20 protein-coding genes are annotated in these 21,904 nt (G+C 70.7%); 8 read left to right on the top strand and 12 right to left on the bottom strand.

Annotated features, from left to right (window positions below):
* The first annotated feature begins 181 nt into the window (after positions 1-181).
* From AC0699_RS04825 to AC0699_RS04845, 5 genes are all read left to right on the top strand, one after another.
* A complete protein-coding gene (locus AC0699_RS04825; protein WP_478655670.1) occupies positions 182-403 on the top strand; it encodes an amidohydrolase family protein in 222 nt (73 codons plus the stop codon).
* 5 nt (positions 404-408) lie between these two features.
* The gene (locus tag AC0699_RS04830) at positions 409-1,644 is read left to right on the top strand and encodes a cytochrome P450 family protein (protein ID WP_478656366.1); all 1,236 of its coding nucleotides are present in this window, start codon (positions 409-411) and stop codon (positions 1,642-1,644) included.
* 332 nt (positions 1,645-1,976) lie between these two features.
* Positions 1,977-2,339 carry a DUF779 domain-containing protein gene (locus AC0699_RS04835; protein ID WP_478655672.1) on the top strand — a complete coding sequence of 121 codons (363 nt, stop codon included), beginning with the start codon at positions 1,977-1,979 and terminating at the stop codon, positions 2,337-2,339.
* Positions 2,340-2,431: 92 nt separating this feature from the next.
* Positions 2,432-3,631, top strand: a complete 1,200-nt coding sequence (locus AC0699_RS04840) for a phosphodiester glycosidase family protein (RefSeq protein ID WP_478655674.1) — start codon at positions 2,432-2,434, stop codon at positions 3,629-3,631.
* A gap of 290 nt (positions 3,632-3,921) precedes the next feature.
* A complete protein-coding gene (locus tag AC0699_RS04845; protein ID WP_478655677.1) occupies positions 3,922-4,713 on the top strand; it encodes a VOC family protein in 792 nt (263 codons plus the stop codon).
* 96 nt (positions 4,714-4,809) lie between these two features.
* On the opposite strand, the gene AC0699_RS04850 is transcribed toward AC0699_RS04845, so the two are convergent.
* From AC0699_RS04850 to AC0699_RS04885, 8 genes are all read right to left on the bottom strand, one after another.
* Positions 4,810-6,396, bottom strand: a complete 1,587-nt coding sequence (locus tag AC0699_RS04850) for a hypothetical protein (protein ID WP_478655679.1) — start codon at positions 6,394-6,396, stop codon at positions 4,810-4,812.
* Positions 6,397-6,523: 127 nt separating this feature from the next.
* Positions 6,524-8,185: a serine hydrolase gene (locus AC0699_RS04855; protein WP_478655681.1), complete on the bottom strand. Its 1,662-nt coding sequence runs from the start codon at positions 8,183-8,185 to the stop codon at positions 6,524-6,526.
* Between the two features lie 126 nt (positions 8,186-8,311).
* Positions 8,312-8,857, bottom strand: coding sequence for a GNAT family N-acetyltransferase (locus tag AC0699_RS04860; protein WP_478655683.1), 546 nt, complete (start codon positions 8,855-8,857; stop codon positions 8,312-8,314).
* Between the two features lie 103 nt (positions 8,858-8,960).
* Positions 8,961-9,155: a hypothetical protein gene (locus AC0699_RS04865; RefSeq protein ID WP_453668039.1), complete on the bottom strand. Its 195-nt coding sequence runs from the start codon at positions 9,153-9,155 to the stop codon at positions 8,961-8,963.
* Between the two features lie 143 nt (positions 9,156-9,298).
* Positions 9,299-10,165 (bottom strand): phosphatidylinositol-specific phospholipase C/glycerophosphodiester phosphodiesterase family protein, encoded by an 867-nt coding sequence (locus AC0699_RS04870; RefSeq protein WP_478655685.1) that lies wholly within the window; start codon positions 10,163-10,165, stop codon positions 9,299-9,301.
* A gap of 319 nt (positions 10,166-10,484) precedes the next feature.
* Positions 10,485-11,567: an acyl-CoA dehydrogenase family protein gene (locus AC0699_RS04875; protein WP_478655688.1), complete on the bottom strand. Its 1,083-nt coding sequence runs from the start codon at positions 11,565-11,567 to the stop codon at positions 10,485-10,487.
* On the bottom strand, positions 11,564-12,751 hold the full coding sequence (locus AC0699_RS04880; protein ID WP_478655690.1) for an acyl-CoA dehydrogenase family protein: 1,188 nt from the start codon (positions 12,749-12,751) through the stop codon (positions 11,564-11,566). Before AC0699_RS04880 ends, AC0699_RS04875 begins: the two co-directional genes overlap by 4 nt.
* Entirely contained in the window at positions 12,748-13,716 is a 969-nt protein-coding gene (locus AC0699_RS04885; RefSeq protein ID WP_478655692.1) for an NADPH:quinone oxidoreductase family protein, read from the bottom strand. Before AC0699_RS04885 ends, AC0699_RS04880 begins: the two co-directional genes overlap by 4 nt.
* A 198-nt stretch (positions 13,717-13,914) precedes the next feature.
* On the opposite strand from AC0699_RS04885, the gene AC0699_RS04890 reads away from it, so the two are divergent.
* Together AC0699_RS04890 and AC0699_RS04895 are read left to right on the top strand one after the other, a co-directional pair.
* Positions 13,915-14,769, top strand: a complete 855-nt coding sequence (locus AC0699_RS04890; RefSeq protein ID WP_478655694.1) for a hypothetical protein — start codon at positions 13,915-13,917, stop codon at positions 14,767-14,769.
* 182 nt (positions 14,770-14,951) lie between these two features.
* Positions 14,952-15,872 carry an SDR family oxidoreductase gene (locus AC0699_RS04895; protein WP_478655696.1) on the top strand — a complete coding sequence of 307 codons (921 nt, stop codon included), beginning with the start codon at positions 14,952-14,954 and terminating at the stop codon, positions 15,870-15,872.
* A 125-nt stretch (positions 15,873-15,997) separates the two neighbouring features.
* Here AC0699_RS04895 and AC0699_RS04900 read toward each other — a convergent pair whose 3' ends face one another.
* From AC0699_RS04900 to AC0699_RS04915, 4 genes are all read right to left on the bottom strand, one after another.
* Positions 15,998-16,834: an enoyl-CoA hydratase/isomerase family protein gene (locus AC0699_RS04900; RefSeq protein ID WP_478655698.1), complete on the bottom strand. Its 837-nt coding sequence runs from the start codon at positions 16,832-16,834 to the stop codon at positions 15,998-16,000.
* Between the two features lie 32 nt (positions 16,835-16,866).
* Positions 16,867-17,622 (bottom strand): PIG-L deacetylase family protein, encoded by a 756-nt coding sequence (locus AC0699_RS04905; protein ID WP_478655701.1) that lies wholly within the window; start codon positions 17,620-17,622, stop codon positions 16,867-16,869.
* Positions 17,623-17,668: 46 nt separating this feature from the next.
* A complete protein-coding gene (locus AC0699_RS04910) occupies positions 17,669-18,967 on the bottom strand; it encodes an alpha/beta fold hydrolase (protein ID WP_478655703.1) in 1,299 nt (432 codons plus the stop codon).
* Positions 18,968-19,053: 86 nt separating this feature from the next.
* Entirely contained in the window at positions 19,054-20,526 is a 1,473-nt protein-coding gene (locus tag AC0699_RS04915; RefSeq protein ID WP_478655705.1) for a cellulase family glycosylhydrolase, read from the bottom strand.
* A gap of 183 nt (positions 20,527-20,709) precedes the next feature.
* On the opposite strand from AC0699_RS04915, the gene AC0699_RS04920 reads away from it, so the two are divergent.
* Entirely contained in the window at positions 20,710-21,873 is a 1,164-nt protein-coding gene (locus tag AC0699_RS04920) for an ABC transporter ATP-binding protein (RefSeq protein WP_478655708.1), read from the top strand.
* The last annotated feature ends 31 nt before the right edge of the window (positions 21,874-21,904 follow it).

Raw genomic sequence — 21,904 nt, forward strand, 5'->3', positions numbered from 1 at the left:
GGAGGGGGGGTGGGGGGGGGGGGGCGGTCGCAGGAGGACCGCCCCCCCCGGCGCGGGGGGGGGGGGGCCCCCCCCCTCCGCCCCGCAGGGGGCGCCGCCCTCCGCCCCGCAGGGGGCGCCGCCCTCCGCCCCGCAGGCGGAGAACCCGCCGGCGGCCGACCCGGCCGCGGCGCTCCAGCGCATGTACGTCGACACCAGCCCGTTCAGCGCGGCACACCTGAGCCTCAATGCCGAGGTCCTGGGGCCCGAACGGATGCTGTTCGGCACCGACTCACCGCCGATGGCGGCGCCGCTGGAGGACTTCGTCCGCATGATCGAGAAGCTGCCGGTGGACAAGGCGTCCCAGCAGCTCATCCTCGGCGGCAATGCCGAGACCCTCTTCGACTTCAGGAGTCGTCCGTGACCACCATGCAAGACCCCGCCGCCGCAGCCGAGCGGTGCACCCCCGAGTTCCGGCGGAACCCGCACCCGGTCTACGCCCGCCTCCGGGACACGGCACCCGTCTGCCCCATGAAGCCGCCGCACGGCAATGACACGTACCTGATCACACGGTACGAGGACGCGCGGGCCGCCCTGTCAGATCCGCGGTTGAGCAAGGACATGTACGGGGCCATGGACGCCTACCGGAGGATCTTCGGTGACTCGTCGGTGGCGCTGGACGACAACATGCTCAACTCGGACCCGCCGAAGCACACCCGGCTGCGCAAACTCGTCAACTCCGAGTTCACCCCGCGCCGAGTGGAAGCCCTGCGCCCGCAGATCCAGGACATCGTCGACAGGCTGCTCGACGCATGCCCGACCCGGGAACCGTTCGATCTGCTGCCCGCGTTCGCGTTCCCGCTGCCGATCACCGTGATCTGCGAACTGCTCGGCGTACCGCCACAGGAGCGCTCGCACATGCACCAACTGTCCACGACGGTGGCTCAGACCGGTTTCAGCGAGGAGTCCAAGCGGGCCCAGCAGAAGGCGGAGGAGGACCTGCACGCGTACTTCACGGATCTCATCGCGCGCAAGCGCAGCCGCCCGGGTGACGACCTGCTCAGCGCGCTCACCGCAGCCCAGGACACGGACGGCGGGCTGACCGGGAACGAGCTGGTCTCGACGGCGTTTCTGCTGATGTTCGCGGGTCACAAGACGACCGCGTATCTCATCGGCAATGCCGTCTACCACTTCCTGGCCAATCCCGCACAGCTGCGCGCCGTGCAGGAGAACCCGGAGCTGGTCGGTCCGGCGGTGGAGGAGCTGATCCGGTACGACGGCTCCGTGGAGAGCTCGACGTTCCGCTACGCGACCGAGGACGTGGAGTTCAGCGGGACGCGGATCCCGAAGGGCGCTCTCGTCCAGATCGCGCTCAGTTCGGCCAATCGCGATCCGCTGAAGTTCGATTCCCCGGACGAGTTCGATGTGACGCGACCGGGGAACGCGCAGAATGCCCATCTGGGGTTCGGGCACGGCAGCCATTACTGCCTGGGCGCTCCTCTGGCCAGGCTGGAGATGCAACTCGCGCTCACCAGTCTGTTCAGCCGTTTCCCGAGCATGGCTCTGGCCGACCCGGAGGGTGAGGCGAACTGGATGGCGGTTCCGTTCCCGGCCTTCCGTGGCCTCGCGGAGCTGCCCGTCGTGCTCGATCCCGCTGTGTCGTGACGACGTCGGGGGGAACGAGGGTGGGACCGTCCCCGCCTCGCCGCGGAATCCGGCGGCGCGAAGGCGCCTGACCTGGGCCGATGCCCGTCAGGCGCCTTCTGCTGCGGCCGTGCGCTCACGCCGGCGCGGGATTCGGAAACCGAGTTCGGCCAAGGACGGCCGACGCGTTCGTGCAACCTTCTCGCAACCTCGCACATGGCTGACTGAGTCGCTGCCTCAATGGCGGCGACCGCATCCGTTTCTGGCGGGTTGGGAGAGGGGCGGAACATGCACGAACACGGGACGAAGAAGCTGCCGGTGAGCCGCTCGCCGCGGAAACTCGGACTCTTCTGATGACTTCCGCAGAGGCTCCGTTCGTTGAGCTGACCCCCGCCGCCGCCGAGCTGGTGCGGCGACTGCGGGCCCTCCACGGGCCCCTGATGTTCCATCAGTCGGGCGGCTGTTGCGACGGCAGCGCGCCGATGTGCTACCCGGAGGGCGAGTTCCGTACCGGCGGTTCGGATGTGCTGCTGGCGCAGCTGTCCGTCGAAGGGGTGACCGAACCGGTGTCTTTCTGGATGTCGGCGAGCCAGTACGAGGCGTGGCGGCACACGCGCCTTATCGTCGACGTCGTCGAGGGCCGTGGTAGTGGATTCTCACTGGAGGCGCCCGAAGGGGTGCGTTTCCTGATCCGTTCCCGGCTCGTCGGCTCCTAGCCTCCCACGTCTGGTCAACTGTCCGATGCATTGGGAGAGTTGACCGGACGTCTGGGGGCGATGTGACGAAAAGTCATGCTCGGATCCGTACGGTGCTCAGCGTTGTTCTGGCCTGGTGCGCCCTGGCCGTCACCGGGCTCGCGGCAGGTGCTCCTGCGACCGCGGCGCCGGCCTGGGTGCGGCTCGCGGCGGGCGTGCAGTACCGGCAGTTCGACGTCTCGGCCTCGCACGGCACGGCACATGCCCATCTGCTCTCGGTGGACCTGCTCGATCCCGACGTCTCGGTCGGTCTGCTGTATCCGGGCGCGGTGGGCGCCCGGGCGGCGCTGTCCTTGCTCGCCGACCGCGAAGGCGCGGTCGGCGCTGTGAACGGCGACTTCTTCAACATCACGGAGACACAGCATCCCGGTGTCGAGGCGACGGGCGCCCCGGTCGGGCCCGCGATCGCGGACGGCCGGGATCTGAAGGCGGCCGTCCCCGACGGGCAGCGTTTCGGTCCTGCCCTGCCGCCGGGCACCACGACCCGCGAGGCGCTGGGCGTCGGCAGCGACAGGAGGGCACGGCTCGGCCGACTGGCCCTGGACGGCAGTGTGTTCACTCCCACGGGGCGATTCGCGCTGCGTGGGCTGAACCAGTACGCGCTGCCGGTCGGCGCGATCGGGGCGTTCACCTCCGATTGGGGCCCGGTCTCCCGGGTCCGTGCGACGTGCGGTACGGACACCGACCGGGCGGCCCCTTGCAGTACGGAGACCTATGAGGTGACGGTGCGGCGCGGGCTGGTGACGGCGGTGGCCGCGACGCCGGGGCGCGGTGCGATCGCCACGGACACCGAAGTGCTGGTCGGCCGGGAGGCCGGGGCAGCCGCACTGCGCGCTCTCCACGTCGGTGACGCCGTGACCATCCGGCACCGGCTGGTCGAGGCGCGCTCCGGAATTCCGTACCGCTTCGCGGTGGGCGGTTATCCGGTGCTGCGCGGCGGGGCGCCGCTGTCCGGTCTTGACGGCGTGACGTCGGCGGTGCGCTCGGCGGGCGGGATCACGGACAACGGGCGGACGCTGCTGCTGCTCGCGCTGGACGGCGACGCGCAGTTCCGTACCGGGCTGACGATCGCGGAACTGGCGTCGGTGATGGCGGAGGCCGGGTCCGCCGACGCGTTCAGCCTCGACGGCGGCGGCTCGTCGACGCTGGTCGCACGAGCCCCCGGGGCCACTTCGGTCACGGTACGTAACCATCCGAGTGGCGGGGCGGAGCGCGCGGTGCCGAACGGCATCGGGATCTTCTCCCGGGACTGATATGTGGCGTCACCGCGCGGGGCCGGGTGTCGCTGGCTAGCGTGGTTCACAGGACCGTCCGCCGGGTCCGGACAGAAGATTCCTCCTGAGAACTTTCCGGGAGATCCGTCCGGAAGTCCGTCCAGCATCCCTCGATCCCACAAGTCCTCGAACCCGCAAGTCCTCGAACCCGCAAGTCCTCGAACCCGCAAGTCCTCGAACGCGCACGCCCTCGAACCCGCAAGTCCTCGAACCCGCAAGTCCTCGAACCCGCAAGTCCGCAATTCCGCACAGAAGAGAGAGTCACCGTCATGGCTGCAGCACCCGAAGGCACGCCGATCTGGGCCGACGCGATGTTCTCCGACGTGGAGGGCGCGAAGACCTTCTACGCCGAAGTCCTGGGCTGGACGTTCGGCGAGGCCTCGTCGGAGTACGGCAACTACACGCAGGCGTACGCGGACGACAAGGCAGTGGCCGCCGTCGTCCCGCCCATGCCCGGCCAGGAGGGACAGTCGCAGTGGTGTCTCTATCTGGCGTCTCCGGATGCCGCCGCGACCGCCGAGAAGATCCGGCAGAACGGCGGCACCGTCCTCATGGAGCCCATGGCGGTCGGCGACTTCGGGTCGATGTGCATCGCCCAGGACCCGACCGGTGTCACGTTCGGCGTCTGGCAGCCCGGCACGCACGAGGGATTCGAGGCGACGAACGTGCCCGGCGCCTTCTGCTGGGCGGAGGTCTTCACGCGTGAGCCCGACAAGTCCGACACCTTCTTCCCCGCGGTCTTCGGCTACAACGTGAAGAAGATCGAGGACGAGAACCTCGACTTCAAGGTCTTCGACCTCGGCGCGGACCCCGTCCTCGGCCGGATGAAGATGACCGCGGAGGACTTCCCTCCGGAGGTCCCCTCGTACATCCAGGTCTACTTCACCGTCCCGGACTGCGACGCTGCGGTCGCGGCCGCCCAGAAGCTGGGCGGAAAGGTGGTGTTCGGGCCGATGGGCAGCCCCTTCGGCCGGTTCGCGGCGGTGGTCGACCCGCAGGGCGCCGCGTTCGCCGTCATCGATGTCACGACGACCGAGGGCGAGATGCCGAAGATCGCCTGACGTGCGGGGCGGATGCCCGGGGCCGCACCCTGAACGGTCCCGGGCATCCGCGCGTCCTGCTCCGTGCCGGTCCTGCTTGTCCCGGCCCTGCCGGTCCTACTGGTCCCGGCCGTTGTCGCGGACGGCGACGATGCCGTTGAAGACGCCCGCGTAGGCCGTGCCGTCCGGGCCGATCGTGATCGGCGCCCAGTTGTTGTCGTACAGCGGACCGGTGCCGGTGAGGCGGCTCCAGCGGCGCTCTCCGGTGCGGAAGTCGACGGCGGTGAGATACCAGGCGTCGATGCCGAGCTTGTGGGGCTTCTTCTCGTAGAAGTAGAGCAGCCCGTTGGCGGTGGAGAGCTTGGGAACGGTGGACGGTGAGCGGACGTCGCTCTCCCAGACGGTGTCGCAGCCGCTGCCGTCCGCGCGTACGTCGATGCGGGTCACGCCGCCGGTGACGCTGCGGCCGAACATGAGCGATGCCGGGTTCTCGTAGCCGTAGTTGTTCTCGACGACCAGGCTGTTGCCCCAGCTGATGAGGGAGTTGTCGGTGGTGGAGGCCCCGGAGGCGAAGACGGGGACCTTGCAGACGAGCCGCCGGTCCGCGGGGATGTCCGTGCCGCGCCGATAGACGAGGACGTTCATCCGGTCGTCGGCGTTGTCGGTGATCGCGACGTAGTCGGCGCCCTCACCGAACAGGTCGGGGGTGGTGCCGGAGCCCTGGTTGACGGAACCGGGCTTGGTGCCGGTGCCTCGGTCGTACGTCTGGCGCCACTGCACCCGTGGGGTGCCGCCGGCGTCGGCGCGGAAGCTGTAGAGGGCGTGGTCCGAGACGATCGAGACGCCGTCGTCGGATACCGAGAAGGAGTTCTGGATCTCCTCGCCGTCGAGCCGGATCGAGCGGACGGCGGAGGTCCGCGGGTCCACGGTGCCGACGCGGCCGAGCCTGGTCACCCACCAGATACGCCCCTGCCAGTCGGGCATCACGGACGTGACGGGGTCGCAGGTGCCGCTCGGGAAGAGATTGGTCCAGCTGACGCAGTCGTGCGGGACGTGCGGGGTCAGGTCCCAGTCGTCCTCGGCCTCGAACCGCCAGGTGCCGTCCGCCCCCTGCTTGTGCGCGATGCGCAGGACGTGCTGGCGCGAGTCGGCGAGGACGACCCGGTCCTGGTTGTCGAGGTAGAAGTAGGCGCCGCCCGAGGTGTCCTTGAAGATCTTCGAGAAGTCGAGGCGGGTGATGGCTTCGACGGTCGACGAGCGCTGCGGCAGCCGGTACTCGGCAAGGGTGTCGAGCGTGCGCGGGTCGAGGAGCTTGAGCAGGAAGCCCGAGAAGGTACCGCAGACGGTGACGAGGCGGCCCGCCGAGTCGAAGGTGGCGGTGGCGCATTCGCCGCCGAGCGGCGCGATCTGCTCGCTGGTGACGGACGGGTTGTCGCCGAGCGGCCCCGGGTACGGATGCGTGCCGCTGCCCGCCGCGTCCGCGTGCATACCGCTACGGCCGTTGGGCGCGAGGTGGGGATGCTGGGGCGGGGGCGTGCCGGGGACGGGCCGGGCGGCGGCGGGCGCTCCTTCGTAGCCGCTCACCAGGCGGTGTCCGGGGGTTCGCGGTATCTCGTCGGCCTGCGCGGACGTGGGTGCCGCGACCGTGCACGCGGAGAGGGCAAGCGTCAGGGACAGTGCGCGGGCGAGCGCTCTTCGGGACAAGGCGGCTCCTCGGTGAACATGCGTCAGTCGCGCCGCCGCCAGACGCTAGAGCCGCCCCGGTGAAGTGTCCATGGCGATGCGAGGGGTTTCATGGACGCTTCATGATCGTGCAACAACCCGCCCCGGTTCAGGGTCGGGTGAAGGTGCCGAGGCCGGTCTCGTCGAGATACTCGATGCGGACCTTGCGGGCGGTGCCCGCGCCGTCGAACATGAAGGTGACGCCGGTCAGTCCGACGGCATTCTCGCCGGTGGTCGCAAAGCTGAAGGTGTCGCCGGCGTAATGGCTCAGGCGGAACCGCTTCGGCTCCGGCCCGAGTTCGAGGACGAGCCCGTCCTGGTCCGTCGTGACGACGGCCTTTCCGTAGTAGACGTTGTCGTACGTCCCGGTGTAGGCGCTGTCGGCTCGGGCGGCCTTCGCGTCGGCAGGCGGAGCGGCGTAGTCCGTCGGAGACCTGCCGGCGTCTTCCTCCTGCTCGTAGACCGCGGCGACGAGGGGCAGCCAGTCGGTGGTGGGCTTGCCGTACTGGGCGGTGTCGAAGAAGTCGAGGGCGACGGAGTCGGCCATGCCGACGGGCCGGCCGTTGGTGAGGACGATCATGCCGAGCTGTTCGCCGGGCAGCATGGTCACATTGGTGTTGGCGCCGAGATCGAAGGCTCCGGAGTGGCTGAGGCGGAGCCTGCCCTGGTTGTCGTAACCGACGTTCCAGCCCAGGCCGTAGAACCCGGTGCGGCCGGCCGGGCCGGTTGGCGGCTGGGAGACGATCTCGGGCAGATGGGTGTGCGCGAGGTTCTCGGCGTCGATGATCTGCCGTCCGTCGAGCTTCCCGTCGGCGAGCTGCAGCCGCAGCCAGCGCGTCATGTCCTTCGCGGTGGAGCTGACGCCGCCGGCGGGTGCCTGGGCGTCCGCGTCCCGGACGAACTTCGCCTGCCAGGTGCCGTCGGCGGTCCTCACATGGGTGACGGCTTTGTTCTTGGCCGCCTCGTAGCCGGCGAACGTGGAGCTGGTGGAGTCCATGCCCGCGGGCGCGTACAGCGTGTCCTCGCCGAGCTTCTCCCAGCTGACGCCCTTGGTGCGGGCGACGGCCTCCGCGGCCGCGGTGAAGCCGAAGTTGGTGTAGGCGTAGTCGGCGCGGAACGGGGCGAGCGGCTCGTACCGCAGATGGCTCAGGATGTACGCCTGGTCGTAGCCGAGGTCCTCCAGCAGATCGCCGGCGTGGTCGGGCAGTCCGCTGCGGTGCGACATCAGATCCGTGACGGTGACATGACTGGTCACCCAGGGGTCCTTGAGAGCGAAGCCGGAGACGCGTCCGGCCACCGGTTCGTCCCAGCCGACGCCGCCCTTGCCGTCGTTGCCGTCCTTGCCGACGTTGCCGGCGACGACGGTGGACGAGATCGGCTTCGAGAGCGAGGCGAGCTGGAAAACGGTGTCGGTGCCGACGGCCTCGGGCCGGCCGACATGCCGCTTACCGAACCCCTTGAGATACACCACCCGGTCCTTGTACACCACACCTACCGCGGCGCCGGGCACACCGGTGCGTTTCATCATGCTCTGCACGACGCCGTCGAGCCGGTCCACGGCCCGGTCCACATCGGCCTGGGTGAGCAGCGGCGGAGGCTGGGGCGGGGGTGGCTTGGGGACGTCTTCCGAGGGCGGCGGTGTGGGGCTGGGCGACGGGCTCGGCGCGGCGGCGCCCGGGGCCAGGGCCGTCGCCGCGATCACGAATGCGGCCAGGCCCGACACAGCGAGTGAGCGGCCTCTGCGAAGAAGCACGCCCTTCGCGGCATGCATACAGCCCATTGAACGCCCGAAGCGGGGCGTTGTCGCCCGCAGTGCGGGGCAGCCGGATGTGTGCGCCCTCGAGCACGGGGTTTCGGCCTGGCGGAGCAGGTACGCAACGCCCACACCGTCAGGGCTTCAACTCAGCGAAGGCTCCTCGTCCGTTGCCAGACGAGCGTGGAGTTCGACGTCGTAACGCACGCCGTCATAGGCGAGCTTCCCGCGTTGCCGTCCTTCCACGACGAAGCCCGCGGCATGGGCCACTCTGCATGAGGCGGGGTTGTTCACCCGATGCCCCAGCTCCAGCCGGAAGAGATCCGCGTCGTCGAAAGCCCAGCGGGCGAGAGCGTGGCAGGCCCGTGAGGCGACGCCGCTCCCCCGGGCCGTCGACGTCGTCCAGTAGGACACCCATCCGATGGAATGACTCCGGTTCACCGCGCCGACGGACACATGTCCCAGCACGGTGTCGTCCCCGTCGACCACGGCGAAGGCGAACGCAGACCCAGCGGCCCACTGCTCGCGACGCTCCGCGATCCACCGCTCGGCGGCCTGGACCGAATCCACGGGCTCGGTCGCCTGCCCGCGCATGAGGGGATCCGCGAACGCGGTCATGACGGACAAGGCGTCCCCCACTGTCCACTTGCGCAGCACCAGGCCCGAGGGAGTTTCCCAACGATCACGCACGACGCGAGTGTGCCTCCGTGCGCATCGTGCTGTCATCTCGATTGTCTGTCGGCCTGTGGCCCTTCAGCGGGCCAGAGGCCGGCGACGGCGGCTGCGCCCGAGGTCAGGGCTTGAGCTTGCCCACCACCTCCGCCGTCGCGGACACACCGTCGTGAATGGTGGGCGCCATGCTCGTGCCCGCAAGGAAGAACCCGAGCAGGGCGCACACCAGCGCATGCGAGAGCTTCAGCCCGCCGTTGCGGAGGAAGATCACCGCAAGGACGAGCAGCAGAAGCACCACCGAAATCGAAACAGCCATGGCCGGCCTCCCTCCGCCGCATGGGGAATATGCGGCCTTCGGGCGCCAGTGTGGCGGAGTGGAGGCGCCGAACGGCCGACTGGCGTGTCCGCCGATCGGGTGGTCGTCAAATCCGTTGTTGACCCCGGTCGTTACCGCCGCGGTCAGCGGTTCTGGGTGCGGAGGAATCGCTGCAGGCCGGTGAGGTCATCGGTGTTGATGTGGTCGAGTCGGGCAGCGAGCAGCTCCGCCCATACGGCGTCGCGGGCGGCACCCGGTACGTCGGGAGTGGCCCAGAAGCGGACACGCTGCCCACGGGCGTGGGCGGTGGAGACGATGGAGCCCAGCCGCGCCCGCTCGGTGTCGGGGAACGGGCCGACGCCCTGCCAGGTGAAGCTCTGTGTCCAGTTGCTGGAGATCAGCGGGATGAAGGAGGCGGGCGCGGGAGCGGGAGCGGCGAGGTCGTCGAGGCGTCCGTCGTAGAAGGCATGGCGGACGGACTGCGCCTCCATGGGGGCCCGGGCGGCCCGGTCCCCGGAGACGACCGGGGTGACGGCGCCGAGCTGCACGGTGCCGTGGGCGAAGGTGCTCAGCATCCGCCGGTACGCACGGAGTTGACGGTGGAGTTCGAGATAGGTGTTCACACCGTCGTTCTTGATGTCGACGAGGAGCTGCACCGGCCTGTGGTAACCGCGGTACACGGAGCCGTGGTTGGCCTTGACCCGCTCCAGCAGCGGGTCGAGATAGAGGCGACGGAGGGTGCGGGTGGGGTCGAGCTGGGCGGGTTCGTGGGCGACGAGGAGCTCCCCGTCGACCAGGAAGATGTCGGCCTCCAGGCTGGTGAAGCCGTGGTCCAGGGCGTCGTGGAGGGGCCGGGGATGGAGGTAGTCGTTGTGGGCATGCGCCCGGCGCAACGGGTGGACTCTGCCGCTGTGCCCGGCGGCCTGGGCCGGTATGGAGGGTGCGGCGACGGCGCCGGCGAAGGCGGCTGCGATCGTGGTGACGGCACGGCGACGGGTGGTGCGGACCATGGTGCCTCCGGGCTCTGCGGGACGGACTGGAGTGCGGGACACGGCGAGTATCCGTGCCGCGCGCCCTCTCCGGGCAGGGCGCGGGGAAGAGTTCGGCCACCCGTCACCCGGCGATCAACCAGCGTGCCCCTCGGGCGGGTTGGCCGGCGTGCGAAAGACATGCCGCCGCAGAAGCCGTGGAAGGCGCGCAGGCCGCCGCGGTGACGGCCGGAGTCGGGCCGTCACCGCGGCGGCCATGCCACGTGGGTCGTACGGGCGGCCATGGGCCCCACCCCTGCTCGGTACCGCCAGGGGTGGGCGGCCCGGTGCCCCTACCGGGTCATCGGGGGGCGGGCAGCGAGACCAGCTCCGCCAGCAACTCCTTGTGGCGGCCCGGTGTTCCGAGTGCGATCTCGTCCGCCTTGGCGCGCTTCAGATAGAGGTGCGCGGGGTGTTCCCAGGTCATACCGATACCGGCGTGCAGCTGGACGCACTCCTCGGCGGCGTGCACCGCGACCCGGGAGCAGTAGGCCTGCGCGACGGAGACCGCGAGCGGCGCCTCGGCGCTTCCCGTGGCGAGCGCGTCCGCTGCGTTACGGGCGGCCGCCCGGGCGTTCACGACCTCCAGCCACAGCTGCGCCATCCGGTGCTTCAACGCCTGGAACGAGCCGACGGGCCGGTTGAACTGGTGCCGCTCGCGCGTGTACCGGACGGTTTCCTCCAGACACCACTCGGCGAGCCCCAGCTGCTCCGAGGCCAGCAGACCGGCCCCGGCGAGCAGGCCGCGGCGCACGGCGGCCCGGGCCGTCTCCGCGTCGGCGAGCCGGGTACCGGCCGTCTCCCCGGCGGTGACGGAGGCGAGCGGACGGGTCAGATCGAGCGCGGTCTGCGGCGTGACGGCCGCTTCGCCGCGCTCCACCGCGTAGAGACCGTCCGGCCGCACCACGAGCAGGACGTCGGCGATCGCGGCGTCCGCCACACCGGTGACGGTCCCTTCGGGCAGCTCTGCGCCGGGGGTGGCGGAGAGCGGGAGCGCGAGGACCGCGACGGTACGGCCGGTGGCCAGGTCCCCGAGCAGCCCGGTGACCTCCTCCGCCTCACCGTCGAGGGCGAGAAGCGTCTCGGTGGCGATGACAGAGCTGGTGAGATACGGCGCAGGGGTGACGGCCCGGCCGAGCTCCTCCAGCACCACCGCGGCCTCACGGTGGGTGGCACCCTGGCCGCCGAGCTTCTCGGGTACGAGGAGCCCCGCGGCGCCCATGTCCGCGGCGAGGGACTTCCACAGCGCGGGATCGCCGGGGCTCCCTGTCTCGATGCGGGCGAGCAGGCCCGTGGTGTCGGCGCGGTCGGTGAGCAGGGAGCGTACGGCGGCCCTCAGGTCGTCCTCGGCCTCGGAGTAGAGAAGGTCGGGCTGTGTGCTCATCGCGCGAGGTCCTTCCAGGCGACGTCCTTGTCGTTGCGCGGCTCGGCGGGCAGTCCGAGCACCCGTTCGGCGACGATGTTGAGCAGTACTTCGCTCGTGCCGCCCTCGATGGAATTGCCCTTGGAACGCAGGTAGCGGTACCCGGCGTCCCGTCCGGTGAAGTCGACCAGCTCGGGGCGGCGCATGGTCCAGTCGTCGTACGACAGACCTTCCTCGCCGCGGAGTTCGACCTCGAGGCCGCTGATCTCCTGGTTGAGGCGGGCAAAGGCGAGCTTCATCCCGGAGCCCTCGGGTCCGGGCTGGCCCGCGACGAGCTGCTGACGCAGCCGCTCGCCGGTGAGCCGGGCCACCTCGGCCTCCACCCAGAGGGTCAGGAGGCGCTGGTGCAGATCGTGGGTGCGCAGCTCGGGGCGTTCGCGCCAGGTCCGCGCGACGGGGCCGATCATTCCGCCCTCGCGCGGCAGGCGCATTCCGCCGATGGAGACGCGCTCGTTCATGAGGGTCGTCTGGGCGACCTTCCAGCCGTCGCCGACAGAGCCGAGGCGGCGCGTGTCGGGGATGCGCACATCGGTGAGGAAGACCTCGTTGAACTCGGCCTCGCCGGTGATCTGGCGCAGCGGCCTGACCTCGACGCCGGGGTCGGTCATGTCACAGAGGAAGTAGGTGATGCCGCGGTGCTTGGGAGCGTCCGGGTCGGTACGGGCGATGAGGATGGCCCACCGGGCGAGGTGCGCGCTGGACGTCCACACCTTCTGGCCGGTGACGATCCAGTCGCCGTCGACGCCGTCCCGTACCGCGCGGGTGCCGAGAGCGGCCAGGTCGGAGCCCGCACCGGGCTCGCTGAAGAGCTGGCACCACACCTCCTCGCCGACCCAGAGCGGCCGCAGGAAGCGCTGCTTCTGCTCCTCGGTACCGTAGGCGAGGATCGTGGGCGCGGCCATGCCGAGGCCGATGCCGATCCGGCGCGGGTCGTTGTCGGGGGCGCCCGCGGCCTCCAGTTCGGCGTCGACGACGGCCTGCAGCGAGCGGGGGGCGTCGAGTCCGCCGAGGCCCGCGGGGTAGTGGACCCAGGCGAGCCCGGCGTCGAAGCGGGCACGCAGGAAGTCGGTGCGGGCGGTGGTGGCGGGCGGATACTCGGCGAGCAACGTGCGTGTGCGTTCGCGCAGTTCGGCGGCGTCGGTCATGCGACGGCTCCTTCCGGGAGGACGACGAGCCGGCCGGTCGTGGTGCCGTCCGCGACGCGCTGGACGGCGTCCGCGGCGTCCTTGAACGCGACCCGCTCGCTGATCAGTGGCTTGATCAGGCCCTTGGCTGCGTAGTCGGTCAGCGTCTCGTGGCAGCGCAGGACCGACTGCGGGTCCTTGTAGTTGTAGAGGCCCCAGTGCAGGCCGACGATCGAGTAGTTCTTCACCAGCGCGTGGTTGAGCGCGGGGCTGGGGATGACGCCGCTCGCGAATCCCACGATCACGATGCGGCCCTCGAAGGCCACGCACTTGGTGGACTTGGCGTACGCGTCCCCGCCCACGGGGTCGAAGACGACGTCGGCGCCGCGCCCGCCGGTGGCCTCCTTCACGGCGGCGACGATGTCGTCGCTGCGCCGGTCGATGACCACGTCGCAGCCCAGCTCGCGCGCCACGGCGGCCTTCTCCGGCCCGCCCACGACGCCGATGACGGTCGCGCCGGTGGCCTTGCCGATCTGTACGGCGGCGCTGCCGACACCGCCCGCGGCGGCGTGGACCAGCAGGGTCTCGCCCTCCTTGAGCCCGGCCCGGCGGTGGAGTCCGAAGACGGCGGTCTGGTAGCCGATGTGCAGGGCGGCGGCCTCCGCGTCGTCGAGGGCCTCGGGTGCGGGCAGTACGGCGGCGGCGTCGGCCACGACGTACTCGGCGAGACCGCCGTACGGCAGGGCGGGCGTGGCGATGACGCGGCGGCCGTCCTCGGTCTCCCCGCAGATCTCGACGCCCGGGGTGAACGGCAGCGGCGGCGTCACCTGGTACTGGCCGCGGCAGAGCAGCGCGTCGGGGAAGTTGATGTTCGCGGCGCGCACCTTCAGCAGGAGCTGCCCCTCGCCCGGCTCCGGCCGGTCGACCTCTTCGAGACGCATCACCTCGCCCGGCTCGCCGTTCCGGTGCACTCGCCATGCCTGCATTTCGGGGCCTCCGCGATGTGTAGGGCGTTCCACTGCTCCAGCGCATACTAAGCGGTCGCTTGCCCTCCTGGGAACAGCCGGCTCAGCCAGTCTTCGGCCGTGTCCGTACCGGCCCACCGGCGGCGAGCGCACCCGCGTCGCGGGACGACACCCCACCGGGCAGGCTGGACAGTAGGCCGCCACCGGAAGGGCGTGGTCATGAACTCCATGGCTGACACCGCGGTGGGGCGTCGCCTCGCCGGCTTCCTCGACAACCCGGTCACGGGAATGCTCCCGTGGATCCTGTTCTCGGTCCTGGTCGGCTCCGGCCGGTTCGAGTTCTCCGTCGTCATCGCCCTGGCCATCGCCGTCGTCCTGGTGATCCTCGGCCGGCTGCGGCGCCCGCACAGCTCGCTGAAGATCCTCGAAGTCGCGGACGTGGTCTTCTTCGCGGTCCTCGCCGTCATCGGACTCATGGCCTCACCGGGCACGCTCCGGTGGCTGGAGACGTACGCCGGCGAGGTCTCCAACACCGCGCTGACCGTCATCGCCCTCGGCTCCATGGCCCTGCGGGTGCCCTTCACCGTGCAGTACGCGCGCGAGCAGGTGCCCCGCGAGTACTGGAACACCTCCACGTTCATGCACACCAACTACGTGATCACGGGCGTGTGGGGCCTCGCCTTCCTGGTGGCGGCGATCGCGGGCGCCTACGGCGACATCGTGCTCCGCAACTCCGACAACGTCTGGACGGGCTGGATCATTCAGATCGGGGCGATCATCGTCGCACTGCGCTTCACCGACTGGTATCCGGACGTCGTACGCGAGCGGGCCGCAGGCGGCGCTCCGGCTTCCGGCAGCCCGACCTCGGTGGGCGCGCTCCTCGTTCCGCTGGCCGGCTATCTCGTTCCGGTGGGCATCGTCGTGCTGTCCTTCGACGCCGGACCGACCTGGCTGGGCATCGCCCTGATCGTCGCCGGCGTGCTGCTCGTGCGCGCGTTCACGTCGGGTGACGAGCCGGACGAGGGGCCCGCCGCGGCCTCGGGCGACCGGCACCGCCCCGGACCGAGTGCGTGAAACTCCGGGGGAATCCTCATGCGGCCCGGACGCGCGACCGGTGACCGGCGGCCTGGTGCGGGCGGTCGTCGACCCGGCCGAAGGCGCCATGCGACGCACCATGCTGACGTACACGACGGACTTCGCCGCCGATCGGCGCACGGGCATGGAGGTTTGCGCGGACAGCCGGTATCGATGCGGCCATGACGGATGACGGCGTCACGCAGCCCGCCCTGTCCGGGCCGCGCGGGCTTCCCGGCCTGCCCGGCCCTCCGCCGCGCGGCGCGAGCGCGCTGCCCGCGGGAACGTACGACGGGACGACGGTCCTGGTCACCGGGGGCGGATCGGGGCTCGGCAGGGCCATCGCCGAGGAGTTCGCCCGGCTCGGCGCGGATCTGGTGATCGTGTCCCGGAACGCCGAGCGCCTGGAGGCGGCGCGCACGGAGCTGAGCCGGTTCGGCGGGCGGGTGACGGTCGCCGTCTGCGACATCAGGGACCCGGAGCGGATCGCCGAGGTCTTCGGCACGGTGGCCGCCGGTACGGGCACCCCCGATGTGCTGGTGAACAACGCCGCCGCCAACTTCCCTTCCCCGGCGGAGGAGTTGTCCCCGAACGCCTGGCGGGCGGTCGTGGACATCACGCTGAACGGCACCTGGTTCATGGCACGGGAGTTCGCCCGGCACCATCTGGCGGCGGGGACACCGGGTTCGGTGATCAATGTCGGGGCGTCGTACGCGTGGACGGGCGGTCCCGGCCATGTCCACTCGGCCGCAGCGAAGGCCGGGGTGAAGTCCCTCGTGGAGACGCTCGCCGTCGAATGGGGCCCGTACGGCATCCAGGTCAACGGGCTGGTGCCGGGCCTGATGCCGCACGAGGACATGACTCGCGCCATCCGCGGCACTCTCGACGGGGCGCCTCAGGGTGCGGCCCGCCAGCCCGCGCTGCGGGTGGGGCTGCCGCGTGAACTGGGCTGGGCGGCGACCTTTCTGGCCTCCCCCTACGCCCGGTTCATCACCGGCCACACGCTGGTGGTGGACGGCGCGAACTGGCAGCGCAGGGGTCTGGTGAATCCGCCGGTGGTTCCGGTGCGGGAGCAACTGGGGCGCGGACCGTTCGAAGGGTGAGGCGCCGCGTCAACGAGCGCGCGGAGCATTCGTATGCGCGGCGTCTCCGTGCGCACGCCGTCTCGTACACGCGTCACGTCTCGATGCGCGCGCCGCGTCATCGTGTGCCCGCGGCGCGGTGCCGGTCAGCGGCCGTCGAAGGAGGGCGGCCGGCGGGCCGCTTTGGCGGCGTAGCCCTCGCGGGCGTCCTCGGAGGTGAGGGTGAGGGCCGCGCTCAGGGCCGTACGGTCAAGGGCTCCGGAGAGCCCCGCGTCCGCGTAGGCGTCGATGTTCCGTTTGATCGCGCGCACCGCGAGCGGCGCATTCGCCGCGATCGCGGCGGCAGTCGCCCGCGACTCCTCAGCCAACTCACCCTGTGCGGTGACGCGTTGGACGATGCCGAGGCGGTGAGCGGTGGCCGCGTCGATGCGCCGGCCGGTGAGGGCGAGGTACTTCGCCCAGCCGGCGCCCGCGTCACGTGCGAGACGGAGATCGCCACCCGCGTCGACGGCGACGCCGATCTGCGCCTCGGGGAGAGCGAAGACGGCGTCGTCGGCGGCGATCCGGATGTCGGCCATCAGGGCCAGCTCGAAGCCGAATCCGAGGCAGTAGCCGTGGACGGCGGCGACCACCGGCTGGGGCAGCCGGGCGAAGGCGGCGAAGCGTTCATGGACCCAGCGGATGCCCTCGTAGTAGTTCTGGGTGCGCTCCGCGGCCGAGCGGCCGGTGATGGCGCCGCCCGGCGCGGTGACGTCGATCCCCGCGCAGAAGGCCCGGCCCTCGGCGCGCAGCAGGACGGCCCTGACGCGCTCGTCGAAGCGGATCCGGTCGGTCATCAGACCGAGCTGGCGGCTGGACTCCCAGCTCCACCCGTTGAGCTTCTCCGGCCGGCAGAGGGTGAGGACGCCGATGCCGTCGTCCTGGACGTCGAGCCGTATCCGCTCCTCGCCCTCGGCGATCTCCGGGTCCAGTGTGTCGATCATCGCCCGCCCCCGCACATGCTCCTGACGGTACGTCAGAACTGCTCGAAGCTGAAGAGCTCGAAGGTCACGGCGGGCCGCCCGCCGAAACGCGGGGCCGCCGCCCGTGCGTTGCCGAACAGGAAGTCGCGGCAGTAGTCCTCGGGTTGCTTGTCGGTGAGCGCCTCGATGTAGGCGCGATGCTCCAGCAGGGAGTGGACGGAACGCTCGAGTCCTGGGGTCGCGTCCACCGCGTGCGTGGGCGTGGCGGAGCCCGCGATCGCCACCCAGCGCACCCCGCCCCACGGCTCGAGGCCCTGCTCGGTGCGGAGTTCGGGAAAGATCCACCGGTTGCCCGCGTCGGCGACCGCGTCCAGGGTGGCACGGCCGACGGCGCGGTGGTCCGGTGTGTTCCACGCGCCGCCGGCGGCGGAGCCCCAGGTGTCCCGGTGGTTGAGCGTGATGATCAGTTCGGGGCGGTGCCGCCGGACCGCGGCGGCGATGTCCCTGCGCAGCCCGGTGCCGTACTCGATCACGCCGTCCCGGTGGTCGAGGAACTCCACGGTGGACACCCCGACGACGGCCGCGCTCGCCCGCTGCTCCCGTTCGCGCAGCGGTGCGCAGACGGCCGGTTCGATGCTGTCGATACCGGCCTCGCCACGGCTGGCGAGCAGGTAGGCGACGTCCTTGCCGCTGTCCGTCCATCCGGCGATGGCCGCGGCGCAGCCGTACTCGAGATCGTCGGGGTGGGCGACGACGGCAAGCGCGCGCTCCCAGTCGTCGGGCATCGCTTCGAGCTGAGGTTCGGTCATACGGGCAGCGTATCGGCGGGTCCCGCGGCTCTCCTGCCCTTTGTCCTTACACCTCGTCGCGGACCAGGGCCAGCAGCCGGTCCAGGACGCGGGGCCCGGAGGCGCGGACGCCGTCGTGCTCGTACTCGTCGGTGACCCAGGTGCGCAGTCCGCGGATGGCGCGTGCCGTCGCGAGGGAGTGCTCGGTGTCGACGTACATGTCGTCGTGGTAGACGGCGGCGGCGACCGGGACGTCATTGACCGCGAGGCGTTCCACGTCGTAGAGCGGGGGCCAGCCGGTGCGGGCGGCGAGGATCTCGGCGGCCTCGCGCAATGGCCGCAGGGCGGGGTCGGTCTCGAAGTGCCAGGGATGCACGGACTCTCCCGTGAACAGCAGCGGCCCGTCCCCCGCCAGTGTCTTCGCCGGGTCGAACTGCGGGAACTCGGCGCGGACCCGCTCGGCCGCCCAGGACGTGGGCGTCCTGCCCTGGGCGTAGATCGCCTCGTGCAGTACGGCGTACAGAGGATGCCGGGCGTAGGACAGCGCTGCCAGGACACCTTCCTGGAAGGTGTCGGAGAGTTCGTCCCCGGCCGCCGCGCGGACGAACGCGTTCTCCAGCAGATAGTGCAGCTGGTGGCTGCCGTCGCCGGTGCCCAGCTGGATCCCCAGCGACTGGAACGCCTCGGGAGTGAGCACATAACCGCCGGGGAGCACGGTCCGGTGCTCGGCGAGGTGTTCGGCGATGCGCCGGGCCCGTTCGGCATCCTGCGGGTAGCGGGCGTAGTGGGCCTCGTTCTTCCGCTGGATACGGGGGTAGGCGGCCCGGTACACGTCCTCGGCGCAGGCGTCGAGCGATGGCAGCCCACCGGTGATCAGGACGGTCCGCAGTCCTTCCGGCGCGGTCGAGAGGTAGTGGGTGGCGCAGAATCCGCCGAAGCTCTGCCCCAGCACGGTCCAGCGCGCTCCACCGGTCAGCTGCCGCCGCACCGCTTCGCAGTCGAGGACGATGCTGTCGGCGCGGAAGTGCATGAGGTAGCGGGCCTGCTCCTCCGGCCCGCCGCGCAGGGGCAGAGTCTGCCGGTTGGCGGGGGTGGAGAGCCCGGTGCCGCGCTGGTCGAGCAGCAGGACCCGGAACTCCTGCACCGCGCGTCCCAGCCAGGCCTGCTTGCCCGGAAAGCGCCGCGCTCCGAAACCGGGCCCGCCCTCCAGGTACACCAGCCAGGGCAGGTCGGCCCCCGCCCGGGCGCTCGACACGACCTCGCGGCCGTACAGCCCGATCTGCTCCCCCGACGGGTCGGCGTGGTCGAGGGGGACGGTGAAGTGGCGGTCCGTGAGGACGAGGCCCGGCTGCCGGTAGCTGGTCAACGCTGCTCCTGCTCTGAGTCCTGTACTGGTAGGCCCCCGCCCGCCCAGTGCATCACATGGGCGGGCGGGGGTCGCACCGAGGCGGATCAGCCGGTCGGGAAGTCGTCCGCGGTTCTGATGCGGTCGCGGACCCAGACTCCGGCGGGCTTCAGCGGCCCGGTGCCGGTCCAGGGGCCGTTGCTGTCGCAGGTGCCGCCCTTGAAGACGGCCCCGGTGCGGTTGTCGTCGGAGTAGTTCCAGTTGACCCAGCTGATCTTCTTGTTCGCCATCAGATCGATGTAGCGCTGGGACATCGTGAAGTCGTTGCTGCCCTCACCTGCGTAGTTCTGGGTGCCGAACTCGGTGACGAACATCGGCAGCCTGTCGGCGGCGCGGGAGAGGGTGTTCAGGTACTCGTCCCGGTGCGAGTAGGCGTAGAAGTGGAAGGTGTACATGATGTTGGAGGCGTTCACCGGGTTGTTGACGACCTCGGTCTCGTCGGCGCCGTCGGAGACACCGAGCGAGGACCATGCGCGGGTGCCCACCAGGACGGGGGTGTCGGGGTCCTGCCGGCGGATGACCGGGATGAGCTGTTCGGCGTAGCTCTTGATCCGTGACCAGCTGACCTCGCTGGGCTCGTTGGCGATCTCGTACAGCAGGTTGTTCTTGTTGCCGTGGCGCTGGGCGATCTCGGTGAAGAACGTCTTGGCGCGGCTCAGGTTGTGGTGCGGGTCGCCGGGGTCGAGCATGTGCCAGTCGACGATTGCGTACATGCCGCGCGCGGTGGCCTGCTCGATGATCGAATGGACCAGGTCCGTGAACTTGCGCGGGTTGGTCTCGTAGCCGCCTTCCTGGATGTACATGGAGATGCGCAGCACGTCCGCGTTCCAGTCGGTGGCCAGGGCGTTCAGCGAGCCGGAGGTGACGCACTGGCTGTACCACTGCAGGCCGTGGGTGGACATGCCACGCAGCTGGACGGGCTTGCCGTACTGGTTGCAGAGCTTGGTTCCGCAGACCTCGAGCTGTCCGTTGGTCTCGACGGGTGTCCTGCCGCCGGGGGCGGGTGCGGTGTCCACGGCGAGATGGTCCACATTGGGTCCGCCGCCCGCAGTGGTGGCGGTGGCCCTGATCGTGTTGGCGCCGGCCTTGAGCTGGGCGGTCACGCCCGTGGTGGACCAGGAGGTCCAGGCACCGGTGCCGCCGAAGGCCTTGTCGTGGGCGACGACCGCGCCGTTGACGGTGATGTCCATGACGCGGTTGGACGTCGTGCCGTTGGCGTACCGGAAGGTCAGTGCGGCACTGCCCGCCTGTGCGGCGTCGACCGTCCACTCGACGTAGGAACCGGCGACGTTGGTGTAGTTGACGAAGCCGGTGCCGGTGAAGCCGGTGTGGTTGGACTCCACGGCGCCTTGTGAGATCGCCGCGCTCTCGGCTTCATGGGTGATGACGGCGGCGGCTGGGGCGGCCACCGGTGCGGGAGCCGCCGGAGCCGGCGGCGCGGCGGTGACGCCGAGGAGCAGAGCGGCCACGACGGCTCCGACTCCGCCGAGCGAGCGTAAACAGAAACGTGCCGGTCTCATGGGGGTCTCCACGGGAGGGGACTGGCAGGAAACTTTCCTAACTGTCTGGATAGCAGCCTCGCGCAGAGCCTCGCAAGGGTCATGGCAAGAGACGGAGTTCAGCCCGTTGACCGTGCTCTCCGGCGTCGCCTCGCCGGTCCCGGCCCGTGTGCGTGCCGCTCCGGCCGCGCCTAGCGTGGACCCATGATCCGGTTCGAGCAGGTCAGCAAGGTCTACCCGGACGGTACGACCGCCGTGGACGACCTGTCCTTCGAGGTTGCCGAAGGAGAACTGGTCACCCTGGTGGGCCCGTCCGGCTGCGGCAAGACGACCACGATGATGATGGTGAACCGGCTCATCGAGCCGACGTCGGGCCGCATCCTCGTCGACGGCGAGGACATCTCCGGCGTCGACCCGGTCAAGCTGCGCCGCCGCATCGGCTATGTCATCCAGCAGGTCGGGCTCTTCCCGCACCGGACGATCCTCGACAACACCGCGACGGTGCCCTCGCTGATCGGCTGGAAGAAGACGAAGGCCCGGGCACGCGCCGCCGAGCTGCTCGACCTGGTGGGACTCGACCCGTCGACCTACGGCTCGCGGTATCCGGCGCAGCTCTCCGGCGGCCAGCGCCAGCGGGTGGGCGTGGCCCGCGCACTGGCGGCCGATCCGCCGGTACTGCTGATGGACGAGCCGTTCGGCGCGGTCGACCCGGTGGTGCGGGAACGGCTGCAGAACGAGTTCCTGAACCTCCAGGAGACGGTCCGCAAGACGGTGCTGCTCGTCACCCACGACATCGAGGAGGCGGTACGGATGGGCGACCGTATCGCCGTGTACGGACAGGGCCGCATCGAGCAGTTCGACACGCCCGGGGCCGTGCTCGGCGCACCCGCGACCGACTACGTCGCGCAGTTCGTCGGCGCCGACCGTGGGCTCAAGCGGCTCTCGGTCACCGAGATCGAGGCCGACGACCTGGAGGAGCCGGCGCTCGCACGCGTCGACGAGCCGGCCAAGGAGGCATCGGCCCGGCTGCGCGCCGAGGACGCCCGCTGGGCGGTGGTGCTCAGCGCCGCGGGAGACCTGCACGGCTGGGTTTCCGCGGAGGCCCTGTCCATCGCCGGGGAACAGGGCACGGTCGGTGATCTGGCGCGGCGGATGGAAGCCTGGGTGCCGCTCGGGGCACCGCTGAAGCAGGCGTTCAGCGAGATGCTGCAGCACGACGCGGGCTGGGTCGCGGTGGTGGACGGGGCCCGCTTCGCAGGGGTGCTGACCCCGGCGAAACTGCACGAGGCGCTGCGCCGTTCGGTCGACGCGGACGCGCAGGGCGTACCGCGCGACGAGGTCGACTTCGACTCGGTGTCGGACGCCTGACAGGCCGGTAGGGCCGGGCGTATGCGGGACG

It is taken from the genome of Streptomyces sp. NPDC043870, assembly GCF_056435785.1.

What these genes read in the sequence shown, in the direction of transcription:
- AC0699_RS04900 (WP_478655698.1), bottom strand. Translation starts at nt 16,834, where the DNA reads ATGATCGACACACTGGACCCGGAGATCGCCGAGGGCGAGGAGCGGATA.
- AC0699_RS04915 (WP_478655705.1), bottom strand. Translation starts at nt 20,526, where the DNA reads ATGAGACCGGCACGTTTCTGTTTACGCTCGCTCGGCGGAGTCGGAGCC.
- AC0699_RS04895 (WP_478655696.1), top strand. Translation starts at nt 14,952, where the DNA reads ATGACGGATGACGGCGTCACGCAGCCCGCCCTGTCCGGGCCGCGCGGG.
- AC0699_RS04870 (WP_478655685.1), bottom strand. Translation starts at nt 10,165, where the DNA reads ATGGTCCGCACCACCCGTCGCCGTGCCGTCACCACGATCGCAGCCGCC.
- AC0699_RS04905 (WP_478655701.1), bottom strand. Translation starts at nt 17,622, where the DNA reads ATGACCGAACCTCAGCTCGAAGCGATGCCCGACGACTGGGAGCGCGCG.
- AC0699_RS04825 (WP_478655670.1), top strand. Translation starts at nt 182, where the DNA reads ATGTACGTCGACACCAGCCCGTTCAGCGCGGCACACCTGAGCCTCAAT.
- AC0699_RS04885 (WP_478655692.1), bottom strand. Translation starts at nt 13,716, where the DNA reads ATGCAGGCATGGCGAGTGCACCGGAACGGCGAGCCGGGCGAGGTGATG.
- AC0699_RS04920 (WP_478655708.1), top strand. Translation starts at nt 20,710, where the DNA reads ATGATCCGGTTCGAGCAGGTCAGCAAGGTCTACCCGGACGGTACGACC.
- AC0699_RS04855 (WP_478655681.1), bottom strand. Translation starts at nt 8,185, where the DNA reads ATGCATGCCGCGAAGGGCGTGCTTCTTCGCAGAGGCCGCTCACTCGCT.
- AC0699_RS04890 (WP_478655694.1), top strand. Translation starts at nt 13,915, where the DNA reads ATGAACTCCATGGCTGACACCGCGGTGGGGCGTCGCCTCGCCGGCTTC.
- AC0699_RS04875 (WP_478655688.1), bottom strand. Translation starts at nt 11,567, where the DNA reads ATGAGCACACAGCCCGACCTTCTCTACTCCGAGGCCGAGGACGACCTG.
- AC0699_RS04880 (WP_478655690.1), bottom strand. Translation starts at nt 12,751, where the DNA reads ATGACCGACGCCGCCGAACTGCGCGAACGCACACGCACGTTGCTCGCC.
- AC0699_RS04835 (WP_478655672.1), top strand. Translation starts at nt 1,977, where the DNA reads ATGACTTCCGCAGAGGCTCCGTTCGTTGAGCTGACCCCCGCCGCCGCC.
- AC0699_RS04865 (WP_453668039.1), bottom strand. Translation starts at nt 9,155, where the DNA reads ATGGCTGTTTCGATTTCGGTGGTGCTTCTGCTGCTCGTCCTTGCGGTG.
- AC0699_RS04845 (WP_478655677.1), top strand. Translation starts at nt 3,922, where the DNA reads ATGGCTGCAGCACCCGAAGGCACGCCGATCTGGGCCGACGCGATGTTC.
- AC0699_RS04830 (WP_478656366.1), top strand. Translation starts at nt 409, where the DNA reads ATGCAAGACCCCGCCGCCGCAGCCGAGCGGTGCACCCCCGAGTTCCGG.